The organism is Glaciihabitans sp. GrIS 2.15, from assembly GCF_035984695.1.
In the GTDB taxonomy this organism is placed as follows: Bacteria; Actinomycetota; Actinomycetes; order Actinomycetales; family Microbacteriaceae; genus Lacisediminihabitans.
In genome coordinates this window covers 124536-140471 of the sequence record NZ_JAXCHU010000008.1, presented here as the reverse complement: position 1 = coordinate 140471, position 15936 = coordinate 124536, and the positions used below count along the sequence as shown (strand labels likewise).

The window sequence follows — 15936 nt, the reverse complement described above, 5'->3', positions numbered from 1 at the left end:
CCGGCGAGTGCAACTGGATCAGGAGGTAGCGGTACTCATCGTTGACGACAGTGATGATCAACGTGCTCTTCTCCGCCGGTATTTCGAGCGGGAAGGGTGCATGGTGACGACAGCCCAGAATGCGGAAGAGGCGATGCTCGCATATCGCGCCGCAACGCCGGATCTCGCAGTGATCGACCTCGTGCTCCCCGGAATGACAGGCTGGGAACTCACCGACTGCCTTCGGGCCGAGTATCCGGAGTGTGTTGTCGTGATTACTTCGGTGCTCGAAATCAGCCAGTATCCGGATTCCCAGGCAAATCTGCCCAAGCCATTCACCGGTGCGCAGGTGCGCAAGGTCCTTCACGACTACGTTCCGAAATGGAACTCGGCGTGAGCACAGCGGTGGAGGCAGGACCCAAGCGGGTCGTTATCGCGGATGACGACGCGGACATCCGTGTCCTCATCGCGATCGCCGCGAGGAAGGCCGGCCTTGTTGTTGTTGCCGAGGAGTCGGATGGCGTGGCCGCGCTCGATGCCGTTCGACGTGTCCAGCCGGATCTCGCAATTCTGGATGTCTCGATGCCGGCAATGACCGGCATCGAGGTGTGCCGAACTGTGCGCGGGGACACATCGCTCGATAGCGTGCGTTTGGTTTTGTTATCTGCCGGTGCAGACGACCGGGCCAGGGGAATTGGACTCGCCTCGGGTGCCGACCACTACCTGATCAAGCCCTTCAGCCCGAAGGCGCTCGCTGTCACTCTCGCTGAAATGATGGGGCACGCCGAATGAGCATTCTCGCGACCGCTTATGGGGCGGCGATGAAGCGGACCTCGACGAACTCATCGCGGCCATTACTCAAACACTTCCCCACTTTGGCCGCGTTCACAGCTTCCATCCTCGTTGCGTTTCTCTTTCGTGACGTGGTCGTCACCCACCCCCCTGCATTGCTCTGGGCTGCACTGGTAATGGTGGGCGCCACGCTGCTCGCTTCGTACTACTCCGTCGGGACTCGCAGCACTCGGTGGTCTCTGATCGTTCCGGGGATCTCGTTGCTCTCGATCGCGCTTTTGCGCTACGGGACGGGAGGCACGACCTCGCTGTTCGCGGCGCTGATTATTCTTCCCGTGTTGTGGATCTCGGCTCAGCCCGGGCGACGCTGGGTAATCGTGGCAATTTTTGGCACATCCGCGGCTCTGATGCTGCCCTCTGTCATCGACCACCGGTGGCCGTCGGACGCCTCGGAATGGTTGCGTGGAATCGTGGCGCCGGCGATTTTCGGTCTCGCGGCAGTCGTCGTCAACGAATTATCCCGGCAGGCCAGACAACAGGTAGATGATGTGCAACGGCTGGTCAGGGAGGGCGAAAACCTGCTGGTCGAGTCACTCTCCGCTGCGGCCCAGCTCGAGTCCAACGAGGTACAGCTGCGTGCGGCCGATCGCCTCACGCGGAGCGTGCTTGACGCGGTGACCGAGCAGTCCGTCGTCGGTACGGACCTGACCGGGCTCATCGACGTGTGGAATCCTGGCGCTGAAGTGATGCTGGGACTCTCGCCGTTTCAGGCACAGGGCAAGCGTTATGTCTTTGATTTCCACCTGGCCGAGGAGTTGGATGCCCGCTCCCGCGAGCTCAACTATCCGCCCGGCGCCACCGTCCTGAACCCTGGCTTCTCCGCACTCGTCGAGTCAGCCAGGCTCGGTCGGGCCGAGGTGCGGGACTGGACTTACGTTCGAGACGATGGCTCGCAAATTTCTGTCTCGATCGCTGTCACACCCCGCGTTGACGACCAGGGCGAAACCATTGGCTACATCTTTGTCGCCACCGACGTCACTCACGCTCTCGAGTCGTCCCGCCTCAAAGACGAATTCGTCGGCCTGATTTCTCATGAACTCCGTACGCCGTTGTCGTCAATTCTCGGGTACCTCGAGCTCATGAGAGATGATGACGAGGCGCCACTGTCGACAGAACAGCTTCAATACCTGGGCGTGGCGGAGCGCAATGCGCATCGCCTCCTTGGCCTCGTGGGCGACCTTCTCTTCACCGCGCAAGTCAGTTCGGGCAAGTTCCCCCTCACCATCAGCACGGTGAAGTTGGGCGAGGTGGTCTCCGCAGCGGTACTCTCGGCAGGTCCGCTGGCGCTCGGGGCCGGGGTTGAATTGCTCATCGACCTGCCCACCGCTGCCCTGTCAGTGCGTGGGGATTCGGTTCGACTCGGGCAGGCGTGCGACAACCTCATCTCGAACGCGCTGAAATTCACCCCTCGCGGGGGTCGCGTCACGGTGGGTCTCGGGTCGCGCGGTGACTGTGCAGTGGTGACGGTTCGCGATACCGGAATAGGGATTCCCGAGTCGGAACTCGATCAGCTCTATGCGCGGTTCTTTCGGGCTTCCACAGCGACCAGGAACGCGGTGCCCGGAGTCGGGCTCGGACTCACCATCACGAAAGCCATTGTCACGGCCCACGAGGGCGAGCTCGATGTGGAGAGCGAGGAAGGTGTCGGCACCGCATTCATCATGACCCTGCCGCTCACGGAGGCGTCGCTAGACGATTAGCGGGCCAACCCGGCCAGTTGGGCGGATGCTCGCTCGAGCACCTCCACCTTTTTGCAGAACGCGAATCGCACCAGTGATGCGTACCCGCTCTTGTTCTCCTCTTTCACAAAGGCACTTATCGGCACGGCGACCACCCCGGCGAGCTCGGGGAGGTGACGGCAGAGCTCCGCGGCATCCGCGAAGCCGAGAGGCAGAGCATCCGCCACGACGAAGTAGGAGGCTTGGGACTCGCTGACGGTGAAGCCGGCCAGTGACAGCCCGGCAGATAGCAGGTCACGCTTCTGCTGCAGTACGCCGGCGACACCCTCGAAGAAGGCGTCGGGCAGGCCGAGTCCCACGGCGATGGCCGGTTGAAAGGGTGCCGCGTTTACGTAGGTGAGAAACTGCTTCACCGCGAGGATCGCCTGCAACAGGTCACTCGGTCCGGTCATCCAGCCCACCTTCCAGCCGGTGGTGCTGAAGGTCTTTCCACCGCTCGAGATCGTGACGGTGCGATCCCAGGCGCCGGGCAGAGTAGCGATCGGCGCGTGGGTCTGGCCGAAGGTGAGGTGTTCGTAGACTTCGTCGGTCACGATGATGGCGTCATGCTTGTGTGCTAGCTCGACGATCAGTTCGAGGGTCTCACGACCCATCATGGCGCCCGTGGGATTGTGCGGACTATTGATCAGGATAATTCGGGTGCGATCCGAGACGGCATGACGCAGGTCGTCATGATCGGGCTGGAAGTAAGGTGCCCGCAACGCGACAGTGCGGTGAACAGCCCCACTGAGCGCGATCATGGCCGCATAGGAGTCATAGAACGGTTCAAAGGTGACGACCTCGTCGCCGGTCTCGATGAGGGCGAGAATTGTGGCCGCCAGCGCCTCAGTCGCGCCAGCGGTCACGACCACCTCCCGATCGGGATCGGGTGCCAAATCGTAGAATCGCTTCTGGTGCGCGGAGATCGCCTCGCGCAGCACGGGAAAGCCGATCCCCGGCGGATACTGATTGACTCCATCGCTGATGGCCTGTCGGGCGGCTTCGAGAACCTCGGCCGGGCCATCCTCGTCGGGGAATCCCTGACCGAGGTTGATCGCGCCCGTGCTCAGCGCGAGGGCAGACATCTCGGCGAAGATCGTGGGTTTGAGCGCACCACCCGCGCCCAGCAGCATCGCGCCCCGTGCAGCCCGCTGCCATGCTCCGCTGAGATCCATTGACAACTTCCATTCGGGGGAGATGATTTCGTTTCCACCGTAGCTCCTCCACCGCGTGGGTTCGGGCCTCTGCACCCACAGCATGTGGAAACTTCTGGCGAGGTGTGCCCCTGGTGCCCTACCGTCGGTAGTTATGTGGATCATCGCTCGGGTGTCCGGCGCAGCCCTCGTTGTGGCTTTAGTGCTGGTCGGCTGCGTGCCGACGACAACTCCCGCCAGCACTGCCCCGAAGCCCAGCGCGACTCCCGTGTTCGCCACCGAAGCCGAGGCGCTTGCGGCTGCGACAAAGGCGTATGCGGCGTACGTGAGGGTTTCGGACGAGATTTTGGCAGATGGCGGCAAGAATCCTGAACGAATTGAGCAGGTCGCGTCAGGGGAAGCGTTGGACGGAGCGCTGGCAGGCTATACCGACTTTAGACAACAAGGATTGCACTCGGTGGGAGAATCAAAGATTGACCACGTCTCACTACAAAAATTTGCGCCAGAGTCGGTGAGTGGCAAAGAATTAGTGAGCATCTATGCCTGCCTTGACGTGGAAGGAGTGGATGTCCGTGACCAAAGTGGCACCTCTGTTGTTTCGCCTCAACGCCCCTCGCGCCAACCCTTTCAGGTCTCTGCTGACTGGCGCGAATCGAAACAGCAACTAGTTGTCACATCGCGGGATCCTTGGTTGGACGGTGGGATATGCGAAATGGAATGAAGTTGGGAACTTTTGCAGTACTTGGTGTTGTCGTCTGCACAATAATGCTTGAATCCAGCTCTGCTTTGGCAGCAGCGTGCTCAGAATCCGACATATACGTTGGCGGATGCCCATCGAGTAGCGGCACCGTTAATGGCAACGGTGTCGACATTCGCGGATCTGTCGGCGTCCCGGGTTCGGCCGGTAGCGGTAACGGAAGCGGCAGCGGCAGCGGCAACGGCAACGGCAGTGGAGGCGGGAGTGCCGTCACCATGCCGCCGCCTCTGCGGGACGGCTACTCGATCACCGAGCCGATTACTCTCGCCGACCTCGTCAACTTCACACCTGTCGCGGGCATCGACCACATGGAGCCAGACGGCTGGATGGTCGTGGGGCTCGACACCAATTTCTACGCCACAGTCGAGTCCGGTGTGCAGACGGGGCTACTGCTCGACCTGCCCGCATCGGTACGATTCACCGCAGAGCAGTACCGGTGGTCGTACGGCGACGGAAGGGGCGCCACTCGATCGACCCGAGGATCCAGTTGGGTGGCATCCGGGGTAGGGGAATTCGACCACACCGCCACCAGCCACGTTTACCGCACGGCTGGTAGCTATTCCATCGATCTCACCATCGAGTACAGCGCCGAGTATCAGTACGCGGGAGGGCCATGGGTCTCGATCTCCGGCACCATCCCCGTCGCGGCCAATCGGTTGGTTGCCGTAGCGGGTGCCGCGAACACCGTCCTCGTCGGACACGACTGCGCACAACATCCGTCCGGGCCGGGTTGTCGATGACACGATACCGGCTGCTGTGAAGCTTCGGCCCGCTCTCAGCGCGTCCATATAGAGTGCACAGGTTGGCGGTGGAAGCTTGCACCGCTTGGAAGGAGCAGCCCCCATGACCGACGCACCGCAGGATCCCCGTTCCGGAGCCGAAGACGGCGACACAAGCGCCATCGACAACTCAGAAACACTCGGACAGTCCGAGGCGCGATTGAATAATGGTGCCGCCTCAAAGTCGGCGGCTCCTGCAGCTGAGACGCAGCCGCTCAGCCCCGAGTCCGCTGTGGGGAGCCCGACCGCGTCGGCATCCACCCAGCCCCTCGATCGTGACTACGTCTGGTCGCCCGCCGCACCGGCGGACACCAAGCGCTCCAACAAGGTCGGCATCATTGCGGCACTTGCCGTCGGGGCCCTCGTCGGAGGCGTCTCCGGCGCAGGTGTCGCGGCGTGGGCCGTCTCGGCAAATCAAGGCAACAATTCGTCAAGCGCAATTTCGAACAGCACTCCCCAAAACATCACAGTGAATGACACCTCGAAGGTGAACAACGTCACTGCTGTCGCCGCGAAGGCGGCACCGAGCGTTGTCACTATCTCTGTGACGGGCAAAGGTGCATCGGGTACCGGATCGGGCGTGATCCTCACCAAGGACGGCTACATCCTCACCAACACCCACGTCATAACACTCGACGGGGAAACCGCCGACCCCACCGTGCAGGTCACGACCACCGATGGCCACCTCTACGCGGCCTCCGTAATTGGAACCGACCCGATCGCTGACCTCGCAGTCATCAAGTTGAAGGACGCGAGCGGCCTCGTCCCCGCCGAATTCGGTGACTCGAGCAAGCTCAACGTCGGGGAGACCGCGATCGCGATCGGGGCCCCGCTCGGACTCAACAACACTGTCACCGACGGCATTGTGAGCGCCCTCAATCGGAGCATCTCGATCGCTTCCTCGGCGGCGCCGAAAACCGGCGATAGCAGCACGCCCAAGTCGGGCAGCCCCTTCGACTTCTGGCAGTTCGACAACGGCCAGGGCGGCGCGCAGGGACAGTCAACCACCGCGCCAGCAACAATTTCTCTTCCAGTGATTCAAACGGATGCGGCAATCAATCCCGGCAACTCGGGTGGCGCGCTGCTCAATTCCGATGGCAAAGTCATCGGCATCAATGTCGCTATCGCCAGCGCCGGCCAGACCAGTGCATCCTCGCAGTCTGGCAGCATCGGCGTCGGCTTCGCGATCCAGGCAAATCTCGCCCAACGGGTGGCCAACGAGATCATCAAAAATGGCAAAGCCACTCATGGTCTGCTCGGAGCTGGCGTGGGGGATGTCTCACCCACGAGCACCAGCACCGTGGTTGGAGCCAGCATCAAGAACATCAGCTCCGGGGGGGCGGCTGAGAAGGCAGGCCTGCAGTCTGGCGACATCGTCACCGTGTTCAACGGCGCACCGATCACGAGCAGTACCGACCTCACCGCCCAGGTGCGCTTTCTTGCAGCAGGCTCGACCACGTCACTCACCTATGTGCGTGGCGGCAATTCCAGTACCGCCGACGTGACGCTCGGAACCCTCAAGTAGTAGCGCTGCTACGCCGCTATCGAAACGGATGTCCGCTTCAGAGTGAGTCTCTGCAGCGGGTGTCCGTTTTGCGTCTGCCGCGGCTCCAACCAAGGCGGCTGATAGGCTCGACCGACTTGCCGCCCAGACATTGGAACCCATGCCCAACGAGGTACACGCCCCGCCCGGAGTGTCCTATGTCATCCCAGTACTCAATGAAGTCGCCTACATCGAGACTGCCGTTCGCACGGTGCTCGAGCAGGACTATTCGGGACCGACCGAGCTCATCCTGGCCCTGGGGCCGTCGACGGACGGCACAACGGAACTTGTGCAAATGCTCGCTTCAGAAGACGAGCGCATCATCGTTGTCTTCAATCCAGCGACCGACATCCCAGTGGGCCTCAACGTCGCGATCCGTGCGAGCAGGCATCCGGTGATCGTGCGAGTGGATGCCCACTCCGAGCTGGATCCGACCTATACACGCCGCGCCGTGGAGACTCTCACTCGCACGGGCGCCGCGAATGTCGGCGGAGTCATGCAGGCTCGGGGTAAGACTCCCTTCCAGTCCGCGGTGGCCCGGGCCTACAACAGTCGCTTCGGGCTGGGCGGCGGCAGCTATCACGGGGGAGCCGAGGAGGGGCCGGCAGAGTCGGCCTACCTCGGTGTGCTGCGCCGAGATGTGCTCGACCAGGTTAACCTGTTCGATGAATCGGTGCGTCGTGGTGAGGACTGGGAACTCAACCTGCGAATTCGTAACGCCGGTCACTCCGTGTGGTTCGATCCGTCGCTCGAGGTCACCTATTGGCCGCGGGAGAGCTGGTCGAAGCTCGTGCGCCAGTTCACGGCGACAGGTATCTGGCGCGGCGAACTCGTGCGCCGCTATCCCGCACGCAACCCTTGGAGATTTTTCGCGCCTCCGCTGCTCGTTGCGAACGTGGCATTGAGCATCCTGGTTCTGGTATTGCAGCTGGCCGGGGTTTTGCGAGGGTTGCCGAATGTTGTGCTGTCGCTGATTTACCTCGGTCCGGCCGTCTATGTCGCGCTGCTTGTGCTGCTCTGCTTCTCTGGCGCCGGCGGTCCGGGCTGGTCGGACCGCTGGAGGTTCTTCCTCGTGCTGCCCACCATGCATCTGAGCTGGGGCGTGGGATTCATCGTGGGTGTCGTGCGCGGCGCGCGCGACACCGTCGATACCTCTCGCACCGGCATCTGACCAACCCGGCATCTGACCAACCCGACATCTGGCCAGCCCGGCATCAGCCGATGAGACCCTCGGCTAAGAGCCGCTGCACCACGCGGTCGGCCGCGTGACCATCATCCCGGGGGTTGAACCGTTCTCGCCATGCGCGGTATTTCTCGGTGAACTGGCGCCGCACGTTAGCACGATCCCGTACGAGAGCGGCCAGCTCCGCAACCGTGGTGACAACCGGGCCTGGTGCTACCGGGATGAGATCGAAGTAAAACCCGCGAAGCTTCTCGCGATAGTGATCGAGATCCGGCGTGAAGAAGTAGACGGGCTTACCGGTAACGGTGAAGTCGAACATTACCGACGAGTAGTCGGTGATCAGGGCATCCGCCACCAAGAAGAGTTCGGAGACATCGGGATACCCGGTCACGTCGAGCACGTTCGGCGCGCGCACGTCCTCGCCAGGCAGCAGCGTACGGGAGTGCCCACGTATCAGCGTCACGTATTCGTCGCCGAGTAGATCGGCGAAGCGAGCCACGTCGAGATGGTCCACATGGTCGGGCCGATCGTCGCGCCACGTAGGAGCGTAGAGCAGCACGGTAACCCCCGACGAGATGCCGAGCCGATCGCGAACAGCCGCGGCATCTCCCGTGAGCAGCACGTCGTCGCGGGGATAACCTTCTTCCCACACCGATCCAGTAAACGCATACGCCCTACGGAATATACCCCGACTGTAGGGGTTCTGGGCGAGCAGGATGTCCCACCTTCCGCGTTCGCGCAGGGTCGCGATCGCGGAACGAAGTCCCAGCCGCACGCGGCTGAGTGCGAGCTTCTTGAGCATCGTGCCGTGCCAGGTCTGCAGAACGGTCTGGTAGCGGCGTTTGCGGAGTCGCTTGCGAAGCCAGTCGTTTACTACGAGCAGGCGCGCGGAACCGCGGATGCGCCACCACTCGGAACTCCCCTCGATGAGGGCGGTCGCCCCGCTCGGCACGGACACCGAGGCGTCAGTGACACTCCAATACCTCGCGACGTCTGGTCGCAACCGCGCAATGGCCCGATCGATGGCCAGCGGATTGCACGACGCATTCTGGCCGTAGAAGCTCTCGAAAAAGACCGCGTTGAGGGGCTCATCCTTGGCGGCCCGGTAGTCGGATTCTAAAGACGCCTGTTGCAACCGACCGCGTTCTCGATCAGTGAGAGGAGCCGAGAGAGACACCACGAGAGATCCGTCAGCCGACGTCACCACAACTCGAGTCACCCCGGGCAGCAGCTGGGGAGCAGGAAGCTCAGCGGGCTTCTGCAGCGACATCCGCGAGCCGTCGGATGCAGTGGCGACGACGGAATATCGCCCGGATCGGGCGGGGAGAAGCGGCCCGTTCCAATTCGAGACGAGCAACGGAACCCGCGCTGACCAGCGATTGCCCAGCGAGATAAGTTCTGCCGGGAGTACCTGGCGGGAGGCCTGAAGCCGAAACTCCGCGGGCGCTTCTCCCGGTCCCTCGAACACGATCGACGGCAGTTGGCCAGTGGTCACGACAACTGTGTCCACCACTGTTACCGGAGCGGGCGCGGTCATTGGAGCGCCTTCAGGCGGCGCGTGAGCTCGAAATACACTCTCTCAGTATTGCGCCCGTCCCGGAAGGCGAAGTGTCGCGCCTCCAGCGCGGCTGAATGCGCTCGCACACTTACGGCCCACTGCGCGTTCGTGTCGTAGAGGGTGAGCTGGTCGAGGATGCCCGTCCAGGTGCGCACCTCGCGCCCGCCGCTGAACTCGCGGTAGGGCTCGTACAGACCGCGCGAACCGGTGTATCTCTCCTCGTCCGGGGCGATAAACAGTATCGGTCCGCCGGTGAGTGAATAGTCAAACGCGACCGAAGAGTAGTCGGTGATGAGCAGATGTATTGCCGAAAGGATGGGGGTGAGATCGGATTGGCGTGAAGACGACAGCAGGTGAATCCGGCTGGAACCGGCAATTCCAGCCGCGTAGTCCCCGACGCCGTTCGGATGCGGGCGCACAATCAGCACGGCTTGGTTCTCGCGCAGCCAGGCGTCGATTCGCAACCATTCGGCTTCGGTCGGTACCGCTGGATCCGCCTCGCCGTCGCGCCAGGTCGGCGCGTACAGCAGCACGCGGGAGTTACCTAGCTCTACCTCGAGCGCGGCAGCGAGCACGGCGCGCGCGGTCTGCGCACGTTCGCATGGGTCGCCCGATGACAGCACGTCGTCTCTCGGGTCGCCGGTAACAACGACACGATCCGCCGGCAGCGCGAATGCGGTTCGCAACCGCGATGCCGCCAGTTCCGACGCTGCAGGCATAAGCGCGATAGCGCGGTAACCACCCCGGTAGAAGCGACGGAGCAGGCCCCGCACCTGGGCAGACAGGAGCGGCACTGAGATGCGGGTTGTGGCGGCGGAGTCCAACTGGATGAGTTTGAGCGGGATGCCGTGCCACAGCTGCACGATGACGGCACCGCGCAGGCCGTAGCGGTTAACATCCCCGAAACCGTGGGTCACGACGGCAACCCGGGCACGCAGGGCGAGCCATAGTCCGCGGCGGGAGCTTTTCAGCACCGCGGGAATGCCGAGCGCCGTGGCCGTTGCCAGGTCCCGGTCGTCTCGCGCGAGCCAAGTGAGTCGCAGACCGGCATCCGTCTGCCTTGCATACCGGAAGAGAGCGAGGGAGCCTTCCCCGATTCCCGAACCGCAGCCGAACACCCACTGGTCGTCCGCCCGAGGTACGAGCACGCTCGCTGCCGCCCCGAGGGCGTAGAGCGGGAGGGCGGCGAGCTTCTTCGCATTCCCCGTTGCAAAGCTGAAGCCGGGCACGGGGGGAGCCTAGCAGCCGGGCGCCGGGTGCCATTCCTGAAGACCGTCAAAACGGGCGCGCGGATGGTGCGAACCATTGCCGGTGGTAGCAGTGATACGCCCCGCAGGCCCAACTGGCGCAGTCAATCCCGGGCGCCATCATCTCTCCATCGACCGGAACGGCGCTCACCCGCGCGGACGTGTCAATGGCACAGGATCTGCCTCGAAGCACTAGTCAGTGTCGCGCAGATTCGTTTTCGCATAAAAAGGTATCAATGCCTCACTGATTTAGCGTCTGGTAGTTCCCCCCTGCGGCAGATAGCAATGGGGTATGCCCGAACCGATCTCCGAAGCCACCCGCATCCTGGGCGAGCGAATCCGGATTCGGCGCGTGAAACTCGCGTGCAGCCAAGAGGAGATCGCAAATCTCGCAGGCATGAACGTGTCCAACTTCGGCAAGATCGAACGCGGGCTCGGCAATCCGAGCTTTCACACGCTGGTGCGCATCGCATCTGTGCTTGGTATCGATCCCGCCGTCCTGGTCGCGAAGATCGGAGCCGACGCGCTGCCGGATCTGGTGGAAACCTTCACCGCCGCGGACTTCATCCGCGAGCGCCGTCGACGCGAGCACGACGGCTGAGCTCGAGTGTTCCCCGGCTAGAAACTCACCCGCCAGAGAAACTCCTCCCCCGAGGGCCGAAACCAGCGCACGACGAGCACGGTGCTGCGTGCGAGGTCCCTGGCTGCAACTAACACCTCAAGGCTCTCTCCCACCTCGAGAGTGGATGGCGCGGTCGCCGGCATCACGCCGGGCCCGAGCAGGCTCACCGTCACACCGTCCACCGGCTCGCGTCCGCGGTTGGTGAGCAGGTACCGACGCGGGCCGGCATCTCGCTCGAGGAGGAATGGCACGAGGTAGGCGGAATCGAACGTGGAGAAGCGTGGGCCAGTCATGGCTTGAAAGCTACCGACGGCCCACGACGGCACGGCAGAGACTCTCGGACTACGCCGCGGTGGAGGAGAGGTCGCTTGGGAATCGTCACAATTCAGCCGGCGGTCACACCGGAGCGAGTCGACAGCGGGTTCGAGCTGGCAGCCGTTCGACGCGCATTCGCTCCCGAGTCAATCCTGTGGGAAGAACGGAGCACAGGAGCCCCACGACCTATGGCTTCGGCGGTCGAATTTTCCTCGGTGGGCGCGGCGTCTTCGGGGTCTTCGAGTCGGATGTTCCGCTGCCAAACCGGGGAAGGTTGATTCGGGCGCGCCTCGTCAGCACGACGGGGCCGCGCACGACGGGTTCCAACACCAGGGGAAACTGCAGGGGAGCGGGCCCGAAGGCATCTCTCGAACTCGACACGACCTTGCGTCCGAGCACGAGATTGCCGGTGCCCCCGATGACCGCGCCGATTCCGAACGGGATGGCGCGACCAACGGCACTCGCCCCCTGGGTAGCGACAAAACGCTTGACGAAGGACTTCTTGATGCGGTCGCCGATCTGCCCAAGCGCGGCCTGCGGCAGGCTCTTGGTCACAAGCTCACCCCAGAACCGGCCACGCGTCGGACCGATGCCGGCGGCCTGCCCCGCCAGTTGCTTCACGAGGTCGGACCCGGCGGTTCCGAGCATCATCACCATCACGAGCGTGCGTGCGCGCTCTGGGTCCTCGACAGCGATTCCGTGCACCTCGGTTACCGATTGGGCGAACAGTGCGCTCGCCTCGAGAAATCCTGCGGTTTCGACACCGGAGAGGGCGAGCGAGATCCCGACGCCGACGCCGGGGATCACCGCACTCGCACCGACGGCAGCACCACCCGCGGTGACGGCGGTGAGGTAGCGGGTCTCGAGAATCTTGATTACCTGGGCGGGAGAGGCATTCGGATTGCGACGACGGATGCTGCGGATGTGCAGCAGCACGACGGGGCGCTGCACCGACAGAAGCCGATCCACACCCTTCTCCACCTGCGGTGGCAGGTTGCGCGGAAGCTTGCCGGGCACAATACTCATGGCTTCACGCCGTACTCGGCGTTGTACCGGTCGAGCACCTCCGCGATCGGAGCATCGAGCACGAGTGCACCCTTGTCCAGATAGAGGCCGCGAGTGCAGAAACGTCGGAGATCTTTTTCACTGTGGGACACGAAAAACAATGTACGCCCGCCCGCCAAGAGCTCCTCGATGCGGCGGTAACACTTCTCGCGGAACGCCTTGTCACCCACGGCCAACACTTCGTCCACGAGGATGATTGGCTCCTCGAGACGAGAGATCACGGCGAATGCGATCCGCACCTTCATTCCGCTGGAGAGGTGTTTGTAGGGAGTGTCGAGAAAGTCGCCGATCTCGGAAAAGGCGATGATTTCGTCGAATCGCTCATCGATCTCAGACCTCTTCATGCCATGAAGCCCGGCGGTGAGATAGACGTTGTCGCGCACCGTGAGGTCGTCGACAAATCCGCCGGTGATTTCGATCAGCGGCGCGACGCCCGCGTCGACGCGCACACTTCCTTCGTCAGCGAACACCACCTCGGCCACGAGTTTCAGGAGAGTGGACTTGCCCTGCCCGTTCCGGCCGACGACACCGATCGCCTCGCCCGGCGCGACGCTGAACGATACGTTGCGCAGCGGCCAGAATTCGTCGGGGCGACTTCGGCGCTTCGACCCAGCGAAGAGATCCTTGAAGCTGCGACGGGAACGTTGATTGCGTTTGAAGCGGATGCCGGCATCCGTCACTTCGATCACCGGCGCGACGGTCATCAGATCTCCTTCAGAACGGTCTTGATGGTGCGGCGGAAGACGAGCAGCCCGATTCCGAGGATCACCAGGGACAGGATTGCGCTCACGATCACGTCGAACCAGTTGAGTTCCTGGGGAAAGAATGCCGAGCGGTAGAGCGAGAGGATGCCAGACATGGGGTTGAGCGCGGCGAACGGCCGAAAGTCTTTCGGCACATTCACCAGTCCGTAGACCACCGGGGAGGCGTAGAACATAAAGCGCAACCCGAGCTTTACCGCGCGTTCCAGGTCGCGGAAGAACACCACGAGGGGCGCGACGATCAGCCCGACCCCGAGAGTGAGCACGGCCTGCATCAGGATGGCGAGCGGCACGAGCAGCACCTCGATGTGCAGGCGGGCAGGATTCGAGGTCCCGAGAGTGAGCAGCGTGAAGAAAATGATCACCGGGATGCTGACGATGAACTCGATGCCCTTGGACAGCACGAGGCGCGCCACCCAGATCGTGCGGGGGATGCGTGTCGAGCGAATGAGCTTCGCCTCTTTGATAAAGGCCCGCGTGGAGTCCGAGACACTTCCGTTAAACCAGGTCCAGGGTAGAAGCGCTGTGAGGAGGAAGACAATATATGGCTCATGGCCGACGCCGCGCTGGAAGATCACGGTGAAGACGAACCAGTAAATCGCCGCCATCACCAGCGGGTCGAGGATCGACCAGAAGTAGCCGAGGAACGAGGTCGAGTAGCGCACCTTGAGGTCACGTGTCGTCAGCAGCCACAGGGAATGCCGATAGCGCGAAAAATCCGAGCGCTCGGGGCGTACTTCGAGAAGTGCACTCACGCGTTGCGGGTCCTTAGCGTTACGGACTCCGAGTGACGAACGCGAAAGGGGATGCTAGACGAAGAGGTTCGCCCGCTCGAGGTCTTCCGCGAAGTCGATCTCTACGGCGTAGAGGTCGGAGATATCTACCGGCTCAAATCGTAGCTTGTCCTGCTCGATTGCCAACTCGATACCACGTTCGAAGTAGTCCTGGTCGTCGACCCGGAGAAGCTGGCGGATGAGGGCGGCCTTGTCTCCGCGCGCGACGTAGTTGATGCCGACGGCCTCACCGAGGCCACCCTTTACGGTCTTGGAGAGTTTGTTGATGTAGCCCTCGGCATCCACCGTGTACTTGACCTCTTCATCAGAGACCTTCTCGGTATTGACCGAGACGAACGACCGGTCTGCCTCGACCATCTTCGCGGCGCGAACGAGCGCTTCGGGGTCGAACACCACATCGCCGTTCATCCAGAGCACACCGCCCTGTCCGGACGCGCGAAGTGCCCGCATGAGGCTCTTTGAGGTGTTGGTTTGGTCATACTGCTCGTTGTAGACGAAGGAGGCAGTGGGGAAGGCCTCGATGATGTGCTCGAGCTTGTAGCCGACAACGATCGTGACCTTGGCACTTGTGCCGAAAGCATGGTGGATGTTGTCGAACTGCTGCTTCATGATGCTGCGGCCGTCGCTGAGTTCGGTGAGCGGCTTCGGCAGCGAGCGGCCGAGACGGCTACCCATGCCGGCGGCAAGTATCACGATCTGCGTGCTCACGATTGGTCTCCTCAATTGGCGATGGTCTTGACCGGGGCAAGCATCTGAATCGCTGTGACATTCGGCCGCCGGTAGGCGGCGATCCCAGAGAGATTCACCTCTTATTAATCCCCAGACTGTTGCCTGGACACATCCTTGTGCATTATCACTGTACCTTTTCGGGCCAATTTGGCACAGAGGCGGGTGCAGGACGTTTTCAATTTGTGATGAGATACCGGGTTCTCGCACAGGCATCCCAGTCGGCATTGGTACGGTTATCGGGTGGATTCAGAGCCTGAGGAGAAGCCAAAAGGAGCAGCGGCGGCTCCAACTTCCGGCGACGATTCTGAGACCCCGACAACACCTCCCGTATCGGCCCCGAAGGCCCGCAAACCGTCGAATTCTCGTGCGCCTGCCTCCCGTACGACTGCGCCACGCACGACTGCGCCACGTCCTTCCGCATCGAAATCGGCGATCGCGAAGCCGGCGACCGCGAAGCCGGCGACCGCGAAGCCACCGACTGCGAAGCCACCGACTGCGAAGCCGGCAGCAGCGCGAGCTTCGACTCCGCGCTCGGTTACCCCCAGGACTACGACACCTCGGGCTCCGGTGAAGCGCCCAACTCCCGCGCCGACGCCCCCGCCAGCTTTGGCCGCGGCACCCACTATTCCCGAGGTGGACACCGCCCTCCCAGGCGCCGCGTCGGTAACCGCCGCGCCGACAACTACTACCCCGCCGACAACCACCCCGCCCACAACCACCCCGCCGAGGTCGACGATTCCCCGGTCGACGATTCCTCGGTCGACGATTCCTCGGTCAACCTCCGTGCGCGCTCCGGCGCCGCCCACTACCGCACCCGCCGAGCCGGCCCCTTCACCAGCCCCAAGTCGGTCGGCCCAGCGCCCCGTAGCCTCCAACGACG

The 15936-nt window shown here is 62.9% G+C and carries 17 protein-coding genes; 8 read left to right on the top strand and 9 right to left on the bottom strand.

Features of this window, described 5'->3' with window-relative positions; all coding sequences use genetic code 11:
* Nucleotides 1-7 precede the first annotated feature (7 nt).
* The 3 genes from RCH11_RS12785 to RCH11_RS12775 are packed head-to-tail and all read left to right on the top strand — an operon-like array spanning nucleotide 8 to nucleotide 2531.
* Nucleotides 8-376, top strand: a complete 369-nt coding sequence (locus RCH11_RS12785; protein WP_327057399.1) for a response regulator — start codon at nucleotides 8-10, stop codon at nucleotides 374-376.
* A complete protein-coding gene (locus RCH11_RS12780; protein ID WP_327057398.1) occupies nucleotides 373-771 on the top strand; it encodes a response regulator in 399 nt (132 codons plus the stop codon). Before RCH11_RS12785 ends, RCH11_RS12780 begins: the two co-directional genes overlap by 4 nt.
* Nucleotides 768-2531 carry a sensor histidine kinase gene (locus tag RCH11_RS12775; protein ID WP_327057397.1) on the top strand — a complete coding sequence of 588 codons (1764 nt, stop codon included), beginning with the start codon at nucleotides 768-770 and terminating at the stop codon, nucleotides 2529-2531. Before RCH11_RS12780 ends, RCH11_RS12775 begins: the two co-directional genes overlap by 4 nt.
* Here RCH11_RS12775 and RCH11_RS12770 read toward each other — a convergent pair.
* Nucleotides 2528-3724, bottom strand: coding sequence for an aminotransferase class I/II-fold pyridoxal phosphate-dependent enzyme (locus RCH11_RS12770; protein WP_327057396.1), 1197 nt, complete (start codon nucleotides 3722-3724; stop codon nucleotides 2528-2530). The two genes, RCH11_RS12775 and RCH11_RS12770, sit on opposite strands and share 4 nt — an antisense overlap.
* 133 nt (nucleotides 3725-3857) lie before the next feature.
* Here RCH11_RS12770 and RCH11_RS12765 point away from each other — a divergent pair, with 133 nt between their 5' ends.
* The 4 genes from RCH11_RS12765 (at nucleotide 3858) to RCH11_RS12750 (ending at nucleotide 7953) form a co-directional block, all read left to right on the top strand.
* Complete coding sequence (locus RCH11_RS12765) at nucleotides 3858-4424, top strand: hypothetical protein (protein ID WP_327057395.1); 567 nt, start codon at nucleotides 3858-3860, stop codon at nucleotides 4422-4424.
* A 251-nt stretch (nucleotides 4425-4675) separates the two neighbouring features.
* On the top strand, nucleotides 4676-5200 hold the full coding sequence (locus RCH11_RS12760) for a PKD domain-containing protein (protein ID WP_327057394.1): 525 nt from the start codon (nucleotides 4676-4678) through the stop codon (nucleotides 5198-5200).
* A 103-nt stretch (nucleotides 5201-5303) separates the two neighbouring features.
* On the top strand, nucleotides 5304-6764 hold the full coding sequence (locus tag RCH11_RS12755) for a S1C family serine protease (protein WP_327057393.1): 1461 nt from the start codon (nucleotides 5304-5306) through the stop codon (nucleotides 6762-6764).
* A 139-nt stretch (nucleotides 6765-6903) separates the two neighbouring features.
* Nucleotides 6904-7953, top strand: a complete 1050-nt coding sequence (locus RCH11_RS12750; protein ID WP_327057392.1) for a glycosyltransferase family 2 protein — start codon at nucleotides 6904-6906, stop codon at nucleotides 7951-7953.
* Nucleotides 7954-7996: 43 nt separating this feature from the next.
* Here RCH11_RS12750 and RCH11_RS12745 read toward each other — a convergent pair whose 3' ends face one another.
* Together RCH11_RS12745 and RCH11_RS12740 are read right to left on the bottom strand one after the other, a co-directional pair.
* Nucleotides 7997-9502, bottom strand: coding sequence for a CDP-glycerol glycerophosphotransferase family protein (locus tag RCH11_RS12745; RefSeq protein WP_327057391.1), 1506 nt, complete (start codon nucleotides 9500-9502; stop codon nucleotides 7997-7999).
* On the bottom strand, nucleotides 9499-10752 hold the full coding sequence (locus RCH11_RS12740; protein WP_327057390.1) for a CDP-glycerol glycerophosphotransferase family protein: 1254 nt from the start codon (nucleotides 10750-10752) through the stop codon (nucleotides 9499-9501). The genes RCH11_RS12745 and RCH11_RS12740 overlap by 4 nt, the downstream gene beginning before the upstream one ends.
* A gap of 310 nt (nucleotides 10753-11062) precedes the next feature.
* Between RCH11_RS12740 and RCH11_RS12735 the strand changes: the two genes are divergently transcribed.
* Nucleotides 11063-11371 carry a helix-turn-helix domain-containing protein gene (locus tag RCH11_RS12735; protein WP_327057389.1) on the top strand — a complete coding sequence of 103 codons (309 nt, stop codon included), beginning with the start codon at nucleotides 11063-11065 and terminating at the stop codon, nucleotides 11369-11371.
* A gap of 17 nt (nucleotides 11372-11388) precedes the next feature.
* Here RCH11_RS12735 and RCH11_RS12730 read toward each other — a convergent pair whose 3' ends face one another.
* The 6 genes from RCH11_RS12730 to RCH11_RS12705 form a co-directional block, all read right to left on the bottom strand.
* Entirely contained in the window at nucleotides 11389-11685 is a 297-nt protein-coding gene (locus tag RCH11_RS12730; protein ID WP_327057388.1) for a hypothetical protein, read from the bottom strand.
* A 208-nt stretch (nucleotides 11686-11893) separates the two neighbouring features.
* Nucleotides 11894-12733, bottom strand: a complete 840-nt coding sequence (locus tag RCH11_RS12725; RefSeq protein ID WP_327057387.1) for a hypothetical protein — start codon at nucleotides 12731-12733, stop codon at nucleotides 11894-11896.
* On the bottom strand, nucleotides 12730-13476 hold the full coding sequence (locus RCH11_RS12720) for an ABC transporter ATP-binding protein (RefSeq protein ID WP_327057386.1): 747 nt from the start codon (nucleotides 13474-13476) through the stop codon (nucleotides 12730-12732). The genes RCH11_RS12725 and RCH11_RS12720 overlap by 4 nt, the downstream gene beginning before the upstream one ends.
* A complete protein-coding gene (locus RCH11_RS12715) occupies nucleotides 13476-14288 on the bottom strand; it encodes an ABC transporter permease (RefSeq protein WP_327057385.1) in 813 nt (270 codons plus the stop codon). The genes RCH11_RS12720 and RCH11_RS12715 overlap by 1 nt, the downstream gene beginning before the upstream one ends.
* Before the next feature lie 54 nt (nucleotides 14289-14342).
* The gene (locus RCH11_RS12710; RefSeq protein ID WP_327057384.1) at nucleotides 14343-15035 is read right to left on the bottom strand and encodes a phosphocholine cytidylyltransferase family protein; all 693 of its coding nucleotides are present in this window, start codon (nucleotides 15033-15035) and stop codon (nucleotides 14343-14345) included.
* A gap of 254 nt (nucleotides 15036-15289) precedes the next feature.
* Nucleotides 15290-15862, bottom strand: a complete 573-nt coding sequence (locus RCH11_RS12705; RefSeq protein WP_327057383.1) for a hypothetical protein — start codon at nucleotides 15860-15862, stop codon at nucleotides 15290-15292.
* Between the last annotated feature and the right edge of the window lie 74 nt (nucleotides 15863-15936).